This is a genomic window from Kribbella sindirgiensis (assembly GCF_004331435.1).
Taxonomy (GTDB): domain Bacteria; phylum Actinomycetota; class Actinomycetes; order Propionibacteriales; family Kribbellaceae; genus Kribbella; species Kribbella sindirgiensis.
Genome location: NZ_SJKA01000003.1, coordinates 382,346 through 397,458 on the forward strand (window position 1 = coordinate 382,346; position 15,113 = coordinate 397,458).

At 68.2% G+C, this 15,113-nt stretch carries 17 protein-coding genes and 2 tRNA genes; 4 read left to right on the forward strand and 15 right to left on the reverse strand.

Annotated features, from left to right (window positions below; genetic code table 11):
• Positions 1-12 precede the first annotated feature (12 nt).
• The 9 genes from E0H50_RS10325 to E0H50_RS10365 form a co-directional block, all read right to left on the reverse strand.
• Complete coding sequence (locus E0H50_RS10325; RefSeq protein ID WP_131286448.1) at positions 13-900, reverse strand: MurR/RpiR family transcriptional regulator; 888 nt, start codon at positions 898-900, stop codon at positions 13-15.
• 10 nt (positions 901-910) lie between these two features.
• Positions 911-2,287, reverse strand: coding sequence for a hypothetical protein (locus tag E0H50_RS10330; RefSeq protein WP_131286450.1), 1,377 nt, complete (start codon positions 2,285-2,287; stop codon positions 911-913).
• Entirely contained in the window at positions 2,287-3,111 is an 825-nt protein-coding gene (locus E0H50_RS10335) for a carbohydrate ABC transporter permease (protein WP_131286452.1), read from the reverse strand. Before E0H50_RS10335 ends, E0H50_RS10330 begins: the two co-directional genes overlap by 1 nt.
• Complete coding sequence (locus E0H50_RS10340) at positions 3,101-4,036, reverse strand: carbohydrate ABC transporter permease (protein WP_131286454.1); 936 nt, start codon at positions 4,034-4,036, stop codon at positions 3,101-3,103. Before E0H50_RS10340 ends, E0H50_RS10335 begins: the two co-directional genes overlap by 11 nt.
• Positions 4,036-5,208, reverse strand: coding sequence for an ABC transporter substrate-binding protein (locus tag E0H50_RS10345; protein ID WP_131286456.1), 1,173 nt, complete (start codon positions 5,206-5,208; stop codon positions 4,036-4,038). Before E0H50_RS10345 ends, E0H50_RS10340 begins: the two co-directional genes overlap by 1 nt.
• 240 nt (positions 5,209-5,448) lie before the next feature.
• Positions 5,449-7,014, reverse strand: a complete 1,566-nt coding sequence (locus E0H50_RS10350) for an alkaline phosphatase D family protein (RefSeq protein WP_131286458.1) — start codon at positions 7,012-7,014, stop codon at positions 5,449-5,451.
• A gap of 76 nt (positions 7,015-7,090) precedes the next feature.
• Positions 7,091-8,116, reverse strand: a complete 1,026-nt coding sequence (locus E0H50_RS10355) for a UDP-N-acetylmuramate dehydrogenase (RefSeq protein WP_131286460.1) — start codon at positions 8,114-8,116, stop codon at positions 7,091-7,093.
• Positions 8,113-8,511 (reverse strand): MaoC family dehydratase, encoded by a 399-nt coding sequence (locus tag E0H50_RS10360; protein ID WP_420323241.1) that lies wholly within the window; start codon positions 8,509-8,511, stop codon positions 8,113-8,115. The genes E0H50_RS10355 and E0H50_RS10360 overlap by 4 nt, the downstream gene beginning before the upstream one ends.
• Positions 8,511-8,933, reverse strand: a complete 423-nt coding sequence (locus E0H50_RS10365; RefSeq protein ID WP_131286464.1) for an FAS1-like dehydratase domain-containing protein — start codon at positions 8,931-8,933, stop codon at positions 8,511-8,513. Before E0H50_RS10365 ends, E0H50_RS10360 begins: the two co-directional genes overlap by 1 nt.
• Before the next feature lie 157 nt (positions 8,934-9,090).
• Between E0H50_RS10365 and E0H50_RS10370 the strand changes: the two genes are divergently transcribed.
• Positions 9,091-9,837, forward strand: coding sequence for a (2Fe-2S)-binding protein (locus E0H50_RS10370; RefSeq protein ID WP_238150877.1), 747 nt, complete (start codon positions 9,091-9,093; stop codon positions 9,835-9,837).
• A 58-nt stretch (positions 9,838-9,895) separates the two neighbouring features.
• Here E0H50_RS10370 and rpmG read toward each other — a convergent pair whose 3' ends face one another.
• From rpmG to E0H50_RS10390, 4 genes are all read right to left on the reverse strand, one after another.
• Positions 9,896-10,063 (reverse strand): 50S ribosomal protein L33, encoded by a 168-nt coding sequence (gene rpmG / locus E0H50_RS10375; protein ID WP_130384703.1) that lies wholly within the window; start codon positions 10,061-10,063, stop codon positions 9,896-9,898.
• Between the two features lie 63 nt (positions 10,064-10,126).
• Positions 10,127-10,200, reverse strand: a tRNA-Met gene (locus E0H50_RS10380).
• A gap of 43 nt (positions 10,201-10,243) precedes the next feature.
• Positions 10,244-10,316, reverse strand: a tRNA-Thr gene (locus tag E0H50_RS10385).
• Positions 10,317-10,439: 123 nt separating this feature from the next.
• Positions 10,440-11,381: an NAD-dependent epimerase/dehydratase family protein gene (locus E0H50_RS10390; RefSeq protein WP_131286466.1), complete on the reverse strand. Its 942-nt coding sequence runs from the start codon at positions 11,379-11,381 to the stop codon at positions 10,440-10,442.
• A 121-nt stretch (positions 11,382-11,502) separates the two neighbouring features.
• Here E0H50_RS10390 and E0H50_RS10395 point away from each other — a divergent pair, with 121 nt between their 5' ends.
• Together E0H50_RS10395 and E0H50_RS10400 are read left to right on the forward strand one after the other, a co-directional pair.
• Positions 11,503-12,135, forward strand: coding sequence for a DUF899 family protein (locus E0H50_RS10395; protein WP_131286468.1), 633 nt, complete (start codon positions 11,503-11,505; stop codon positions 12,133-12,135).
• A gap of 268 nt (positions 12,136-12,403) precedes the next feature.
• Positions 12,404-13,324, forward strand: a complete 921-nt coding sequence (locus E0H50_RS10400) for a M23 family metallopeptidase (RefSeq protein ID WP_238150878.1) — start codon at positions 12,404-12,406, stop codon at positions 13,322-13,324.
• Positions 13,325-13,329: 5 nt separating this feature from the next.
• On the opposite strand, the gene E0H50_RS10405 is transcribed toward E0H50_RS10400, so the two are convergent.
• On the reverse strand, positions 13,330-13,839 hold the full coding sequence (locus tag E0H50_RS10405; protein WP_131286469.1) for a GNAT family N-acetyltransferase: 510 nt from the start codon (positions 13,837-13,839) through the stop codon (positions 13,330-13,332).
• Positions 13,840-13,960: 121 nt separating this feature from the next.
• Between E0H50_RS10405 and E0H50_RS10410 the strand changes: the two genes are divergently transcribed.
• On the forward strand, positions 13,961-14,587 hold the full coding sequence (locus tag E0H50_RS10410) for a M15 family metallopeptidase (protein WP_131286471.1): 627 nt from the start codon (positions 13,961-13,963) through the stop codon (positions 14,585-14,587).
• Here E0H50_RS10410 and E0H50_RS10415 read toward each other — a convergent pair.
• The gene (locus E0H50_RS10415; protein WP_131286473.1) at positions 14,584-15,105 is read right to left on the reverse strand and encodes a GNAT family N-acetyltransferase; all 522 of its coding nucleotides are present in this window, start codon (positions 15,103-15,105) and stop codon (positions 14,584-14,586) included. The genes E0H50_RS10410 and E0H50_RS10415 overlap by 4 nt on opposite strands.
• Positions 15,106-15,113 lie beyond the last annotated feature (8 nt).

Consider the following 15,113-nt stretch of genomic DNA (forward strand, 5'->3'; position numbering starts at 1 on the left):
GCACGGACCTCTCTAGGTATCTGGCTGTACGACGGGCTGCCCGGGCCCGTTCGGATGATGTGCGGTCAGGTGGTCGGGCACCCGCTGTGCGACCAGGACGAACAACAGGCCGGCCGTCAGTACGTCGCTCGCGCGGCCGGCGAAGAACTCGGTCCAGTTCGCGCCGTTCGGCGTACCGGTGTCGAGGGTGACGTCCGCGATCCGGCCGATCGGCGCGTCCGGCATCCCGGTGATCGCGACGGTGAGCGCACCCTCCTCGCGGGCACGCCGGAGGAAGTCGAGGGTGGTCGCATCGGTGCCGGACCGCGTGACGGTCAGCGCCACATCGCCTTCGCCGAGCAGGCCGGCGCCGATCTGCGAGGACTGCGGTCCGTCGAAGAATCCCACCGGGATCCCGATCCGCAGCAGCCGGATGTACAGCTCACGGGCCGGGATCGCGTCGCCCCACTCGCCGTAGATATGCGTACGCCCGGCGCCGGCGATCGCGTCCGCGACTCGGGTCGCCGCGGTCAGGTCGATCGCGGCCAACGCGTTCCGCAGCGCGTTCGCCTGCGTCGAGGCGAGCACGTTCAGCACCTGCTCCGGCGGATCCGCCGGCCCGATCGCCATGCCGATGTCGCTGGCCCAGCCTGCTTCCAGCCCGCGGCCGACCTCCATCGCCAGCGCGGCCCGCAGTGCGGGATACCCGGCGTACCCGAGGTGGGTCGACAGCCGGGTGACCGTCGCGGCCGAGGTCTGCGCGGCCTCGGCCAGCTTGGTGATCGAACCGCGCGCGACCTCGTCCGGGTTCGCCAGCACGTGTTCGCCGACCCGCTGCATCGCTCCGTTCAGCTCGGGCAGGGCCCGCTTGACCTGCTGCAACGGACTCGGACTGCCGGCTCGTTCCATCGAGGAATCCATTCCGTGATCATCACGTATAGATGAACTGCGCACTCGCGACCCCGTCGGCGGCGCTCACCACCCGCACCCAGTGCGCACTGAACCCGGGCGGGAAAACGTGTGACCGAACCTGCCCAGGCTCGACCGTCAACGTCTCCACCGCGCCGAACCGGCCGTGCCCGTGGAAGTCGATCTCGACCGTGATCGGCAGCGGGACGTCGGAGAAGTTCTCCAGGTGCAGACACTTTCCGTCGAAGCCCGTCATCAGGTACGGATCGGACGGAACGCCCGCGGAAACCGTTGTCTCCCACCATGGTCCGCCCCATCCGGCCGGCTTCCCGAAGCTCCACAGGTCGTCGGTCTTCCCGAACCACAACCCGGACTGCGGCTCGGCCGTCGTCGGATTGAGCCCATGACTCGGCGAAGCGTTGTCCGCACCGGCCACGAGCATCCCGCGCCACGAGCAGAAGTCGCCCAGCACCCACAGGTGGGTCGAGATCGGGCGGACGCCCCAGATCCGGCCGCCGTAGGCCCACGGCGACAACTCGTAGAACATTCCGTGGTGGTCCAGCAGCAGCCGCTCGTGCTCGACCTCGCGGATCCGCGGCCACTCGGTCTGCCACTTGTGGTCGAAACAGTGCGACGCCTTCGGCAGCCGGTACCGCGTCCACTGCTGGTCGGCCTCGGTGAACACCTCGAGGATCGCCGACGCCCGGTCCCAGCCGGTCGCGAAGATCGTCCCGCCGAACTCGTGCCGTCCGCCGATCGCGGTGAACGGATCGTTCCGCAGGATCTTCCACTCCTGACCGTCGTACTCCGCAAGTCGCCCGCGCGACCGCTCACCGGCCCACTCCGGCTCGGAGTACTCGTTGGAACACACCACGAGCCGGCCGAACGACGTGTAGCAGTCCTTGTAGTGGACCTTCATCTCGCCGTCGGTCCCGAGCTCGTCGTTGAGGTCGAAGAGCTGCGTGCACTCGTACGTCGTCACGTCGAGCTCGAACAGCTCGCCCTCCATCGCGAGGACGTAGACGTGCGTGTCCGGTTTCGTCAGGTGCCGCGCCGTACCGCACACCCGCAGCGGCCGGAGCTCCGGGACCGTCACGATCTTGTGGTCCGCGGAAATCACGTGCGGCCCGAGGACCAGCTTCGAGGTCGGAAAATGCACGAAACGGTTGGTGTACGTTCCGTCCACGCCGAGCGTTTCCGGAACGATTTCCATCGACAGGTCGGCGTCGACCCGGCGGAGGCTGACGCCCGCGCCGGACGGCGCCTTGTGGGAGTTGTAGTTCTGGACGTAGAGCTTCCCGTTCCACGGCATCAGCGAACCGATACCGAGCTCGCTGCGCGGCGGACCGAAGTCGCCGACCTGCGCGAGATGCGGGAAGACACCTGAAACGTTCTGCATCACTTGATCCCTGTATGAGTCATGGCGGCGATGAAGCGGCGTTGCAGGACGACGAACACGATCAGCACCGGCACGATCGAGATCACCGAGGCGGCCATCGTCAGGCCGGGCGCGATCTGGCCCTGTTCGTCGACGAAGTTGGTCAGGCTGAGCGGCAGCGTGTACCGGTCGGGGTTGCTGATCAGCACCAGCGGCGTCTCGTAGTCGTTCCAGGACCAGACGAACGCGAGGATGCCGAGCGCGCTCATCACCGGTGTTGCCAACGGCAAGTAGATCCGGGTGAACACGCGCCACTCGTTCGCACCGTCCATCCGGGCCGCCTCGGCGAACTCGGCCGGCTGGCTGACGAAGAACTGGCGCATCAGGAAAGTGCCGAGCACGGTGAACATTCCGGGCAGGATCAGTGCCCAGAGCGTGTCGTACAGCCCGAGTTTCTGGAAGTAGATGAACCGCGGAACGAGCAGCAGCTGGGCCGGAATGATCGCCGTCGCCAGGTACAGCTGGAACAACTTGTCCCGGCCCTTGAACGACATCCGGGCGAAGGCGTAACCGGCCATCGTCGCGGTGATCAGCTCCCCCGCGACCCGCAGCAGCGCCACGAACACCGAGCGGCCGAACGCCGGCAGTACCGAGGTCGCCCCGCTCAGGACCGTACTGAAGTTGTCCCACTGGAACGGATCCGGGATCCACTGCATCGGGATCTTGTAGGCGTCCACGTCCGCCTTCAGCGCGGTCGATATCATCCACGCGAACGGCGCCAGGAAAGCGATGGCGAGGATCCACAGCGGAACGCCCCAGATCCATTTGCTGTATTTACTGGTCATTGAGAGCCCTCCCGCGCTGCGCCCGCCAGGTGACCAGGGTCAGGACCAGTACGCCGACGAAGGTCACCAGGCCGATCGCCGACGCGTAGCCGAACCGGTAGAACTGGAAGCCAGTCTGGTACATGTAGTACGAGATCGTGGTGGTCGCGTCCCCCGGGCCGCCCGCGGTGATCAGCGCGATCAGGCCGAAGCCCTGCGACGCCCCGATGATCAGGGTGACCAGCAGGAAGATCGTTGTCGGCAGCAACGACGGCCAGGTGATCACGCGGAACTTGGACCACGCGGAGGCACCGTCGATATCGGCCGCCTCGTACAGCTGCCGCGGCGCGTCCTGGAGCGCGGACAGGTAGATCAGCGAGCAGTACCCGACACCGCCCCACACCGCCATCACGATCAGCGCCGGCAGCGCCCAGTGCGAGGAGGCGAACCATCCCGGCTGGATCCCGAACGCGTCCAGTACCTGGTTCACCAGGCCGGCCTTGGGATTCATCAGCATCAGCCAGGTCATGCCGATCGCGACCACGTTGACGATGTACGGCAGGAAGAAGATCGCCCGCAGGACGGCCCGTCCCGGCAGCGGGCGGTTGAGCGCGATCCCGAGGGCGAGTCCGAGGACGACGGTCAGCGGGACCGACACGACGACGTACACGAGGGTCAGGCCGATCGCGTGCCAGAACCCGGGGTCGCGGGCGATCGCGACGAAGTTGTCAATGCCGTTGAAGGTGATGCCGCCGAGGCCGGACACCAGGTTCCAGTCGGTGAAGGCGAGCACCACCACACTGATCAGCGGGATCAGCGTGAACGCGAGTACGCCGAGCAGGTTCGGGGCGATGAACAGGAACCCGATCCAGCCGGACGGGCGGATCCCGGAGCCCTGTTCGGTACGGGCCTTGGTACCGGCCGCGACGACCGTGGCGGTGGCCATCAGGGCCTCCTCTCGTTACGGGCGATCGCGGCGTCGGCGAGCCGCCGTACCTCGCGGATCGCGACCCCCGGGTCCTTCTCGCCGAGCCAGCACAGGTCGCGCTGCTGCTTCACCGCCAGGGAAATCTCCGGAAATCCGGTCAGCCGGGTGTCGGTGGCGAGCTTCGGATCGGCCGCCAGGACGACGCGCCGGAACGAGTCGAGATCGAAGTACTTCTCCGGCTCTTTTCCGAGCATTCCGGAAACGATCTGCTCGTCGGTGACGTTGCCGAGCGCCGGCATCTTGCCGCCCTTGAGCATCGGCGTCGCGCCCTCCGTCAGCCAGAACTTCACGAACGCCCAGGCCGCCTCGAGCTTCGGCGACTTCGGGTTCACCATGATGAAGTTGCTGAACGAGCCGCCGTTCCAGTTCTGGCCGTCGACGGTCGGCGACGGCGCGAACGCGACCTTGAAGTCGTGCGGATACTTCTTCGCGTCGTACAGGTAGCGCAGGTTGAACGGGGCCGTCGACCAGAGGTGGAACTCCTCGCCGAGGAACGAGTTCTGCTGGTACGCGTCCAGGTGCCGGGACAGCACCTCGGTCCACGGGAACGCCGTACCCTCGGCGATCATCTCGCGGCCGACGCGGAAACCCTGCTCGAAGTGCGGATCGCCGAAGTTCGACCGGTTTCCGTCGTACCAGTAGTTCGGACCGAGGGCGATCCGGGCGACGTCGGGCAGCGTGTACGTGCCGACGGTCGTGTCGGTCGTGAGCTTGCGAGCCGTCGCGCGGAACTCGTCGATCGTCCACGCCTGCGGGAGTTCGACGCCGGCCTGCTGCCGGAGTTTCTCGTTGAACAGCACGAAGAACGGCTCCCGCGCGGTGGCGAGCGCCGTGACCTTGCCGTTGTCGATGTACGACCGCGGCTGCTCGGTGTCGAGGAACACCTGCAGGTCCGGGTCGGCCTTGACCCGATCGGTCAGGTCCGCCGCCAGTCCGGACCCGGCCCGCAACGCCATCGCGCCCTGCGAGTACGTGAAGTACACGTCGATGTCGACGCCGCCCTGGAGGGCGGTGTCGAGCTTGAGGTTGCCGCGGTCGTCGTTCACGAACCGCGTGTAGTTCACCTTGTACTGCGGAAACTTCGCCTGGAACGCCTTCACCACATCAGCCGGCCCGGACGCCGCCGGCACCCCGCCCCACACCTGCAGAGCCCCCGACCGCCCACTGTCACCACCGGAACACCCCGGCACCACAGCAGCAGCCAGCCCTGCCCCCACCCCGGCCAACACTTCCCGCCGAGAAAACCCTTTACGCCTCACACTCCACCTCCCACCAGATTGCGCAAAAGATTAGCAACATCGACCCCTGCCGCCTACCCCTGACGCAAATCTTTTTCAGATGGGAGCCGGGGGCCCGAGAGCCCCAGGCCGTCAGCCGGCCACGTCGGCCACCCCGGGACGACCCGCCTCGACCGTCACGCTCGCCCGCGTGACCACGGGGCCGTCGGCAACCATCACCTGCGCCACGACGCGGTAGTCGGTGCGCCACTCGGCCGGCGTCACCACGCAGCGCTGGTAACCGCGCTGGCTGTTGTGGAAGCGCATGTGCGGGTTCTCGGCGAGCCACGTGACGCCGAGGCTGTCCATGTCCACACCGTTGCCGCCCGAGCTGACCGACGTACCGAGGAACTCGGCGCCGACGGTTCGCGAGTCCGGGTCGTCGAAGTTCTGCTTGAGGTCCGCGGCAACACTGCGGTGGGCGTCGCCGGTGATCATCACGAAGTTGCCGACCTTGCGCTCGATCACGCCGTCGAACAGCCGTTGCCGCGCGGCGGCGTACCCGTCCCACGGATCCATGCCGTACCGCTGCGACGTACCGGCATCGTGGTCGGCCTCGAAGGCGAAGACCTGGTTGCCGAGAACGTTCCAGCGGGCAGACGAGCGGCCCAGGCCGTCCAGCAGCCACTTCTCCTGCCGGGCGCCGAGCATCGTCCGCTCCGGGTCCCAGCGGGCGTCACAGTCCTGCGCGCACTGCTCCAGCTGGTCGGTCCGGAACCGGCGCGTGTCGAGCACGTTCAACTGAACCAGGTCCCCGAACGTCAGCCGCCGGTACACCTGCATCTCGGATCCGTGCGGCATCGACGAACGGCGCAGCGGCAGGTTCTCGTAGTACGCCTGGTACGCCGCCGCGCGGCGCTGACGGAACACGGCGGGATCCTGGTCCGGCTCGGTGTCGATCTGCGAGATGTCACCGGCCCAGTTGTTCTCGACGTCGTGGTCGTCGGGCGCGACCACCCACGGCGCCGCGGCGTGCGCGGCCTGCAGGTCCGGGTCGGTCTTGTACTGCCCGTACCGGATCCGGTAGTCGGCCAGGCTGAAGACCTCTGCGGCCGGCAGATGCCCGCGCCCGATCGTGCCCTGGCCGCCGCCCTCGTAGATGTAGTCGCCCAGGTGGACGACCAGGTCGAGGTCGTCCCGCGCCATGTGACCGAACGCGGTGAAGAAGCCCTCGTAGTAGTTCTGGCAGCTCGCGAAGGCGAAGCTGAACTCGTTCAGCCGCAGGTGCGCGAGCGGCGCCGTCCGGGTCCGCCCGACCGGGCTGACCTGGTCACCGACGATGAACCTGTACCAGTACTCGCGGTCCGGGCGCAGCCCGTGCACCTCGGCATGGACCGAGTGCGCCCACTCCGGTACGGCGTGCTCGACGCCGCGGCGTACCACGCGGTGGAAGCGTGCGTCCTCGGCGATCTCCCACGTGACCGGGACGCGCCTGCCGGGCATACCGCCGCGGCCGTCGGGCGCGACCGGTTCGGGTGCGAGGCGGGTCCAGAGCACGACACCGTCCGGCAGCGGGTCACCGGAGGCGACGCCCAGCGTGAACAGGTTGCCGAGCTGGGCGGTCGCCTTGGCCTCCGGCACCAGACTGGTGGCAAGGGCTGCTGCACCGGCCAGGGTGAGGAACTGCCGACGGCGCAGATGGGCGGACAACTCTCGCATGAATCCTCCAGCGTTGGGTCGGAAGCTGTAAGTCATTCACAGCTATCGGACCCGGAGCCGAAGAACAAGAGAACGTTCAGAATCCGCAGTTCACCAGGACGGGCTCGTTGATGAGGGTGATGTCGAAGGACTGCTGGACCTGGGTGCGGACGTGGGTGGCCAGGGTGAGGAGTTCCTTGGCGGTGGCTTGGCCCCGGTTGGTGAGGGCCAGGGTGTGTTTGGTGGAGACGGCGGCGTTGCCGATGGTGAAGCCCTTGGAGACGCCGGCGTGTTCGATGAGCCAGGCGGCGCTGGTTTTGACGCGGCCGTCGGGCTGCGGCCACTGGGGCGCGCCGGCGGGGACCTCGGCGGGGGTGTCGAGGATGGGGTTGGTGAAGAAGGAGCCCGCGCTCCAGGTGTCGTGGTCGGCGGGGTCCAGCACCATGCCCTTGCCGCGGCGCAGGCCGAGGACGGCTTCGCGGACCTCGGTCATCGGCGCGCGCGATCCCGGCTCGACGTCGAGTACGCGGGCCAGTTCGGCGTACCCGACCGGCGCCGACAGATCGCCCAACGTCAACTGGAAGGCGACCTCGAGTACGACGTACCGCGACGGGTCGGCCTTGAAGCGCGAATTGCGGTAGCTGAACCCGCAGCCGGCCGCGAAGATCGTCTCGACCTTGCCGGCGACCCGGTCCCAGACCCGGACGGACGCGACCGTTTCCGCGACCTCGTGACCGTACGCCCCGACGTTCTGCACCGGCGTCGACCCGGCGAGCCCGGGGATACCGGACATCGACTCGAGCCCGCTCCACTCCTCCGCGATCGCGCGCCGGACGACGCCGTCCCAGTCCTCCCCGGCCGCGATGTGCACCATCGCCCCGGCGCAGGCGGACGCGTCGACGCGGATCCCGGACGTCGAGACCTTCACCACGGTCCCGCGGAAACCGTCGTCCCCGATCACGACATTGCTGCCGCCCGACAGCAGCAGCACCGGTTCCCCGGCCGCGTCGGCGTCCCGGACCGCCGTGATCAGGTCGTCCTCGGTACCGACCTCGACGAACTTGTCGGCCGTACCACCGATCCGCAGCGTGGTGTAGTCGGCCAGCGACACGTGCGTACTCACCGGACCCGCACGACCGCCCTGGCCCGGCCGAGCACCTTCTCCTCGCCGGCAACCGCGGTGATGTCGATCTCCGCGAGGCCGTCCGCCACCTTGTCGACCTTTGCGGAGAACGTCACATTCGCGCCCTTGTCGTCGTCCGGTACGACGACCGGCTTGGTGAACCGTACGCCGTACTCGACGAGGTCGGCCGGGTCGTCGAGCCAGTCCGTGACGACGCGCACCGCGGACGCCATCGTGAGCATCCCGTGCGCGATCACACCCGGCAGACCGAGCGCCGCGGCCATCCGGTCGCTCCAGTGGATCGGGTTGAAGTCCCCGCTGGCCCCGGCGTACCGGACCAGGTCCTCGCGCCGCAGCGTGACGGTCAGCGGCGGAAGCTCCGTACCTACCTCCATCATGCGTCCGCCCGGTTGTGCGAGAGGGTCGACGTCGCGGTGGCGATCGGTTCGCCGTCGGCGGTGGTCAGGGTGGTCTCGTACATGATCACCTCGACGGGACCGGCCTTGCGCACGGTGGTGATGGTGGCGGTCGCGGAGATGGTGTCACCGGCCTTGATCGGGCGCGTGTAGCTGAACTTCTGCGCGCCGTGCACGATCCGGTCCAGCCGCAGGCCGAGTTCCTCGTCGTTCAGCAGCTCCTCGAGCGCGCGGCTGCCGACCATGAACGCGAACGTCGGCGGCGCGATCGCGTCATCGCCCCGGTACGCCGGGTTACGGTCGCCGATCGCGTCGGCGAACTCCCGGATCTTCTCCCGGCCGACCTGATAGGACTCGGCGGCCGCGTAACTCCGGCCGACCATCGTGGCGTCGATCGTCATATCCGCTAACCCTACTGGCAGACTGCCAGAGCGTGCCTGGCAGTCCCACGCCGTAGCGAGCAGGTGCCCGCCGAGTGCCGCGCAGTAGGCGTGGGGCTGCCAGGTACGCTCTTCCCCGGGTTTCCGCCGCCCATGATTCCGACGGAGAAGGTGGAACGTGACGGCAGTGGCCGCGCTGGCGAAGTACGCGCCTCGGTACCGGCTGGAGATCGGCGAGCCGGAGGGCTCCGAGTGGTTGCGGGTGGACCGGATCCTGGAGCCCGGCAGTCCTGAGCTCACCGAGCTGCTGAAGCGCGACGACGAGGCCAGTTGTCACCGTACGGCGCATGCGAACGCGCTCAGCATGATGTCGTTCTACGCCGGCCGCGCGCCCGCGACCGCGCTCCTGCTCTGGGCGCTGGAGGGCCGCGTCCTCGACATCCGCCCGCAGAACCTGTGGGTCCGGCCGCACGACGGCCACGGAATCGCGGCGGTCGCGGTCCGTTCCGCGGATTTCCTGCCCGGTGGGCTGAAAACGCTGTACGACGTCGTACTGCGGAAACACCTGCTGCCACTTACCGAGGAGCTGCACCGGCGAACCCGGGCCGGGTTGCGGCAGGTGTACGGCGGTGTCGCGGCCGGAGTCGCGATGGGATTCTGCGCCGCGACGCGCGAGGGCGTCACGGTGGAGCCGGCGTACCTGCTCGAGCGGTGGCGGACCTTCGTCGCGAAGGCGCCGGGCGGCCTCGCGCGGCTCGGCGAAGTGGAAGTGGCGGCCGGCAAGCTCGTCTACCTGCGGAACACGTGCTGTCTGTATTACACGAGCGACGTCGGCAACGGGACCCTCTGCGGTTCCTGCTGCCTGACTCCCCGTGACGAGCGTCTCACGGCGTACGAGGGCGGCCGCCCGATTCTGACCGTCTGAGGGAACAAGCAAAGGGCCGCTTCGGGAGTCCGAAGCGGCCCTTGCGAAAGACCTGAGGTCAGCGGGTCTCGCGGTGGTCCGTGTGGTCGTTGCACCGGTGGCAGTACTTCTTCAGCTCAAGACGATCCGGGTCGTTGCGCCGGTTCTTCTTGGTGATGTAGTTCCGCTCCTTGCACACCGTGCACGCCAGCGTGATCTTCGGGCGAATGTCGGTCGACTTGGCCACTGCTACCTCTTCGGGTCATGAGTACGCAACTTGGGTGATCGCACTCTCGAAATACTGAGTCGGTAGCGGGGGCGGGAGTCGAACCCGCGACACCACGATTATGAGCCGTGTGCTCTAACCACCTGAGCTACCCCGCCGGGTGAGTTGGGCTCCCACCCGAAGGTGGGATGCCGTTCTCAGAGCCCCTTTACGGAATCGAACCGTAGACCTTCTCCTTACCATGGAGACGCTCTGCCGACTGAGCTAAAGGGGCGGGCCGAGGAGAGAGATTACACGGTCCGCCGCCCCGATGTGAAATCGAGCCGGCCGCACCTTGCAGGCCCCTCAGTCCGTCCCGGAAAGCATACCGGTTCCGCGGAGTGCTCCTGACCAATTTTCAGTCCAGTACGGCGTCGTCCTCGGTGAAGTCGGCCGAGGCGTCCGTCGGCGGATGCGCGAGATGCCACCGAACAGACCGGCGGAGCGTTTCCGCCGGATCCACCGGAGCCCAGCCGAGCACCGTGCGCGCCTTCCACGGGTCCATCAGCAGGTGCTGGTCGATCGCCCCGGTGAGCGACAGGTCCGGCGGCAGCAGGTCGTCCCGTACCCGCACCAACTCCGCATCCGAGGCCCCTGCCGCCGCCAGGATCTGCTCGGCGAACAGTCGGTACGGCGCGGTCGACGGCTCCACCACGTTGAAGGCACCGGGGTGGTCGCCGTCCAGCGCCAAGGACACTGCGGCTGCGACGTCGCCGACGTACACGCGGCTGAAGAGGAACTGCCCGGAACCGACCGGGATCCGCCGCCGCCCCGCCCGGATCCTCCGGAGCACGAACTCGAAGCGCCGCTGATAGTCGTGCTCGCCGTACACCGCCCCCAACCGCAGGACGGTCGCGCCGGCCGGGAGATACCGCTCCTCCATCTCCAGGTTCTCGTACTCCGGCCCGTCGACGAACCGGCGCTCGCGCAGCGGCGACTCCTCGGTCAGCGGCAGCGCGTCCGTCGTACGGTCCGAGTGCAGGCCGTCGTACGCGCGGTAGACGTCGCCGCTGGAGATCGCGACCAGCTTCACGGACGGCCCGACCGCACCGAGGGCCGCGTCGGCGGCCGCCGCATTCATCCCCGAGATGTCGACGAGCGCCTCGGGATCGAACGGCTTCAGCGCGGCGGCCAGGGCCGTCCCGTCGTGGCGGTCGACATGCGCATGCTCGACCGGCACCAGATCCTCCGGCTCGTGGTCGCCGCGGTGCACGACCAGCAGCGTGTGCCCTTCCCGCACCAGCCGCTCGACGACGGCCCGGCCGATGAACCTGGTTCCACCAAAGATCGCGATCCGCATGGACACAGTCCTACGCGCCCTGGCAGCCAGAGCACAGATTCGTCTGCGGCCAGCAGATATCAGATGTCGAGAACCCTCGAACGGCTTCGTCCTACTGACAGAACCTATGAGAGGAGCACAGATGTCCGAGACAGCTATGCCGCCTGTGGTGCCGGCCGAGGAGTGGGCTGCGGCCCGCGCCGAACTGCTGGTCGCCGAGAAGGAGGCCACGCGCACCCTGGACCGGATCGCCGCCCAGCGGCGGCGGCTGCCGATGGTGCGGTTCGGCGAGTACACGTTCGCGGCGGCGGACGGGCCGGTCACGCTGCTGGAGTTGTTCGGTGAGCACCGCCAGCTCGCGCTGTACCAGTTCATGGACGCCGGCCCGGACGCGTTCTGCCCCGGCTGCACGGGCTTCACCAAGAACGTCGTCAACCTTGCGGGCCTGGCGGGCAACGACGTGGCCTGGGCGACCGTTTCCGACATGCCGATCGAGCAGATGGCCGGGTACTGGAAGCAAATGGGCTGGGAGCACATCCCGTTCGCGTCCTCGGCGGGTACGACGTTTTCCGCCGACTGTGGCGTCGGCGACGGCTTCCTGCTGAGCATGTTCCTGCGCGACGGCGACAACGTTTTCCGCACCTACACGACAGGCCAGCGCGGCGTCGACCGCCTGCTGTTCAGTACGAACATCTCCGACCTCGCCGCCTACGGCCGCCAGCAGGACTGGGAGGACTCCCCAGCAGGCTGGCCGCAGGCACCGACGTACGGCTAGGGCGCGTCTGGGCGCGGCGTCTTATACCGGTCCGGAGGGGCTGCTCGACGCCAATCGGCGGGTGATCCGCGTCACGGTCGGAACGACTTTCTTGCCCAGGCGGTTCACGCCTGAGCATGCACCGGACGACAGGACGCCCTCACCGAGCGTGTTCGATTTCGTTGAACTTTCCGCAATCCGTGTTTGGGACGTCCGTGACCTGCTCGTTATGGTCATTCAGTCGCCGTGCCCCCTCCACGGCGGTTTCCCCTCCCCTGGAAGGCTTCTCGTGCCCACTCATCAAGACGCGCCGGAAACAGATCGGCAGGCGTCCAGGCGCCCGGCTGCTCCGCGCCGGGTGGCAAAGCACCGCTCCTCCCGCCGCAACGCGAACCGCCGTACCCAGTTGATCGGTCTGACCGCCGCGTTGGCTGCGGCCGCCGGGACCACGACCGTCGGACTCAGCTCGTCCGCGACCGGTCCGGCCAACGCATCCGGGAGCACCGGCCTGAACCCCTCACAGGCCGACGCTCTGACCGCCGCCCGCATCGACCGGCGCGACCTCGGGTCCCGGGATGCGTCCCGGATCGACCTGTCGCTCGCGGCGACCCGCAAGGCCGCGGCCGAGACCGCCGCGAAGCAGCGGGCCGCACGTCTGGCCGCGAACGCGACGCTGACGCAGCGCCGGTCGCTCGCACTGGCCGCGGCGAAGGCAGCAGCCGCGAAGAAGGCCGCGGCGAACGCCAAGGCCCTCGCCGCCGCGAAGAAGGAGGCCCTCGCCAAGGCCGCGGCACTCAAGGCGGCCGCAGCCCCGAAGGTCGTGCTGCCGACCACCGGTTACCACCTGACCGCCCGCTTCAACCAGGCCGGCGGCCGCTGGGCGCACAACCACACCGGTCTCGACTTCGCGGCCCCGATGGGTACGCCGGTCCGCTCGGTGATGGCCGGTGAGGTCATCCAGGCCGACTTCGAAGGCGCCTACGGCCGCCAGGTGAAGGTGCGGCACGCCGACGGCACCGTCACGTCGTACAGCCACATGTCCGAGTTCGACGTCTCCGTCGGCGACTCGGTCGAGGCCGGCACGATGGTCGGCCGCATCGGCATGACCGGCAACACCACCGGCCCCCACGTCCACTTCGAGGTCCTCCCCGACGGCGGCTCCCCCATCGACCCCGAACCCTGGCTCCGCAAACACGGCCTCAACCCGTAGGTCCGTCAGAGCATCTTCGCCATGTCGAGGGCGGCTATGTAGTCGCCCTCGATGAGGAATTCGTTGGGGTGGGTGCCTTCGACGATGTAGCCGTGGCGTTCGTAGAGGCGGCGGGCGGGGGTGTTGGTGCTGTGGACGTGCAGGCTGATCTTGCGGGCGCCACGGAGGCGGCCTTCGGTGGTTGCGGCGTCCAGGAGTGCGGAGGCGACGCCCAGGCGCCGGGCTTCGTGGGCGACCGCGAGGCCGTTGATCGTCAGTACGCCGGCGCCCTCGGGGAACGGGTACTTGTCCTGCAGGCGCAGGTACCCGACCACCGCGCCCTTGTGCTCCGCCACCAGATGCGCCTCGGGCCCGCTGCGGCTGAAGAACGTGTCCTGCAAGGTCTCCTGGTACGACGGGAATCCCGACGACGCGTCCCACGCGCTCCGCTCGATCGCGAGCAGCGCCTCGTCGTCCTCCTCGACGGCACGCCGTACCGTCACCTGCTGGTCGCCTGAACGGCAGTCGTCACTCACCGCACCATCCTCGCCCGCGGTACGGGCCAACTGCCTGCGGGGTCAGGTTCCGGCGCCGGTATCGAAAACATATCGGAAATCGCAGACGCTGCCGCAACATCGCCTTGGATGAACTGTCGGCATGCTGATTCATCACCTGAGGCGCGATCGCCGGACCGCCGGACCCGGCCGGCTGGCGATCGTTGCCGCCGTCATCAGTCTCGCGCTGACCTCGTGTACAGCGGTTTCCGCGCAGGACTCGTCATCCTCGGGCACCGGATCCGAGACGTCGGGCTCGACCAAAGGCTCGACCAAAGGCTCGTCCAAGGGCGGGCCGCCCGGCGCGGCGGACGGCGTACTGCCGGACCACACCTCGGCGTACAACACCAGTCTGCCCGGGGTCACGAAGCTCGACCCCGCCCTCCGCGAGGCCGTCCAGAAGGCCGAGACCGCGATGAAGGAGGACGGCATCAGAATGCAGGTCACGACGGGCTGGCGCAGCAAGAAGTACCAGGAAGAGCTGATGGAGAAGGCGATCCGCAAGTACGGCAGCAAGAAGAAGGCCAAGGAGTACGTCGCCGACCCGGACGAATCGCACCACGTCACGGGCCACGCCGTCGACATCGGCCCCACCGACGCCGACTACTGGCTGATCCGCCACGGCAACCGCTACGGCCTCTGCCAAACCCTCTCCAACGAGATCTGGCACTTCGAACTCGTCACGACCCCGGGCGGAACCTGCCCGCCGATGACCGACCCCAAAGGCTAGTGCGGCTCTTCGGGGGGATCGGGGAGCTTGGCGAGCGGGCGCTGGGACCAGGCGACGTCGTGCCAGGCGTCGAGTTTCCAGCCGATGTTCCGGTAGGTGCCGATCGGGTCGAAGCCGAGGGATTTGTGCAGGGCTTCGCTGGCGGGGTTGGGGAGCGTGACGCCGGCGACGGCGGTGCGATAGCCGCGGGCGGACAGGCGGTCGAACAGGGCGTTGTAGAGCGTTCGGCCGACGCCGGTGCGGTGGTGGCTGGGGGCAACGTAGACGCTGACCTCGCAGGACCAGCGGTACGCCGGGCGCGGTTTCATCGGGCCGCCGTACGCGTAGCCGACGACCTGACCGTCGTCCTCGAGAACCAGCCAGGCATGAGTGGACTGCGATTTCGCGATCCGCTCGGCCATCTCGTCGACCGTCGGCGGATCGAGTTCGAACGTGATCGACGTACCGGTGACGTAGGGCGCGTAGATCGCCGCGCAGGCCGCGGCATCGGCGGCCGCGGCGTCTCTGACCTGAACCATGACACGAT

Excerpts from the sequence above, each read along its gene's own strand:
- E0H50_RS10325 (WP_131286448.1), bottom strand. The coding sequence starts at position 900 with ATGGATTCCTCGATGGAACGAGCCGGCAGTCCGAGTCCGTTGCAGCAG.
- E0H50_RS10330 (WP_131286450.1), bottom strand. The coding sequence starts at position 2,287 with ATGCAGAACGTTTCAGGTGTCTTCCCGCATCTCGCGCAGGTCGGCGAC.
- E0H50_RS10335 (WP_131286452.1), bottom strand. The coding sequence starts at position 3,111 with ATGACCAGTAAATACAGCAAATGGATCTGGGGCGTTCCGCTGTGGATC.
- E0H50_RS10340 (WP_131286454.1), bottom strand. The coding sequence starts at position 4,036 with ATGGCCACCGCCACGGTCGTCGCGGCCGGTACCAAGGCCCGTACCGAA.
- E0H50_RS10350 (WP_131286458.1), bottom strand. The coding sequence starts at position 7,014 with ATGCGAGAGTTGTCCGCCCATCTGCGCCGTCGGCAGTTCCTCACCCTG.
- E0H50_RS10360 (WP_420323241.1), bottom strand. The coding sequence starts at position 8,511 with ATGGAGGTAGGTACGGAGCTTCCGCCGCTGACCGTCACGCTGCGGCGC.
- E0H50_RS10365 (WP_131286464.1), bottom strand. The coding sequence starts at position 8,933 with ATGACGATCGACGCCACGATGGTCGGCCGGAGTTACGCGGCCGCCGAG.
- E0H50_RS10390 (WP_131286466.1), bottom strand. The coding sequence starts at position 11,381 with ATGCGGATCGCGATCTTTGGTGGAACCAGGTTCATCGGCCGGGCCGTC.
- E0H50_RS10395 (WP_131286468.1), top strand. The coding sequence starts at position 11,503 with ATGTCCGAGACAGCTATGCCGCCTGTGGTGCCGGCCGAGGAGTGGGCT.
- E0H50_RS10410 (WP_131286471.1), top strand. The coding sequence starts at position 13,961 with ATGCTGATTCATCACCTGAGGCGCGATCGCCGGACCGCCGGACCCGGC.
- E0H50_RS10415 (WP_131286473.1), bottom strand. The coding sequence starts at position 15,105 with ATGGTTCAGGTCAGAGACGCCGCGGCCGCCGATGCCGCGGCCTGCGCG.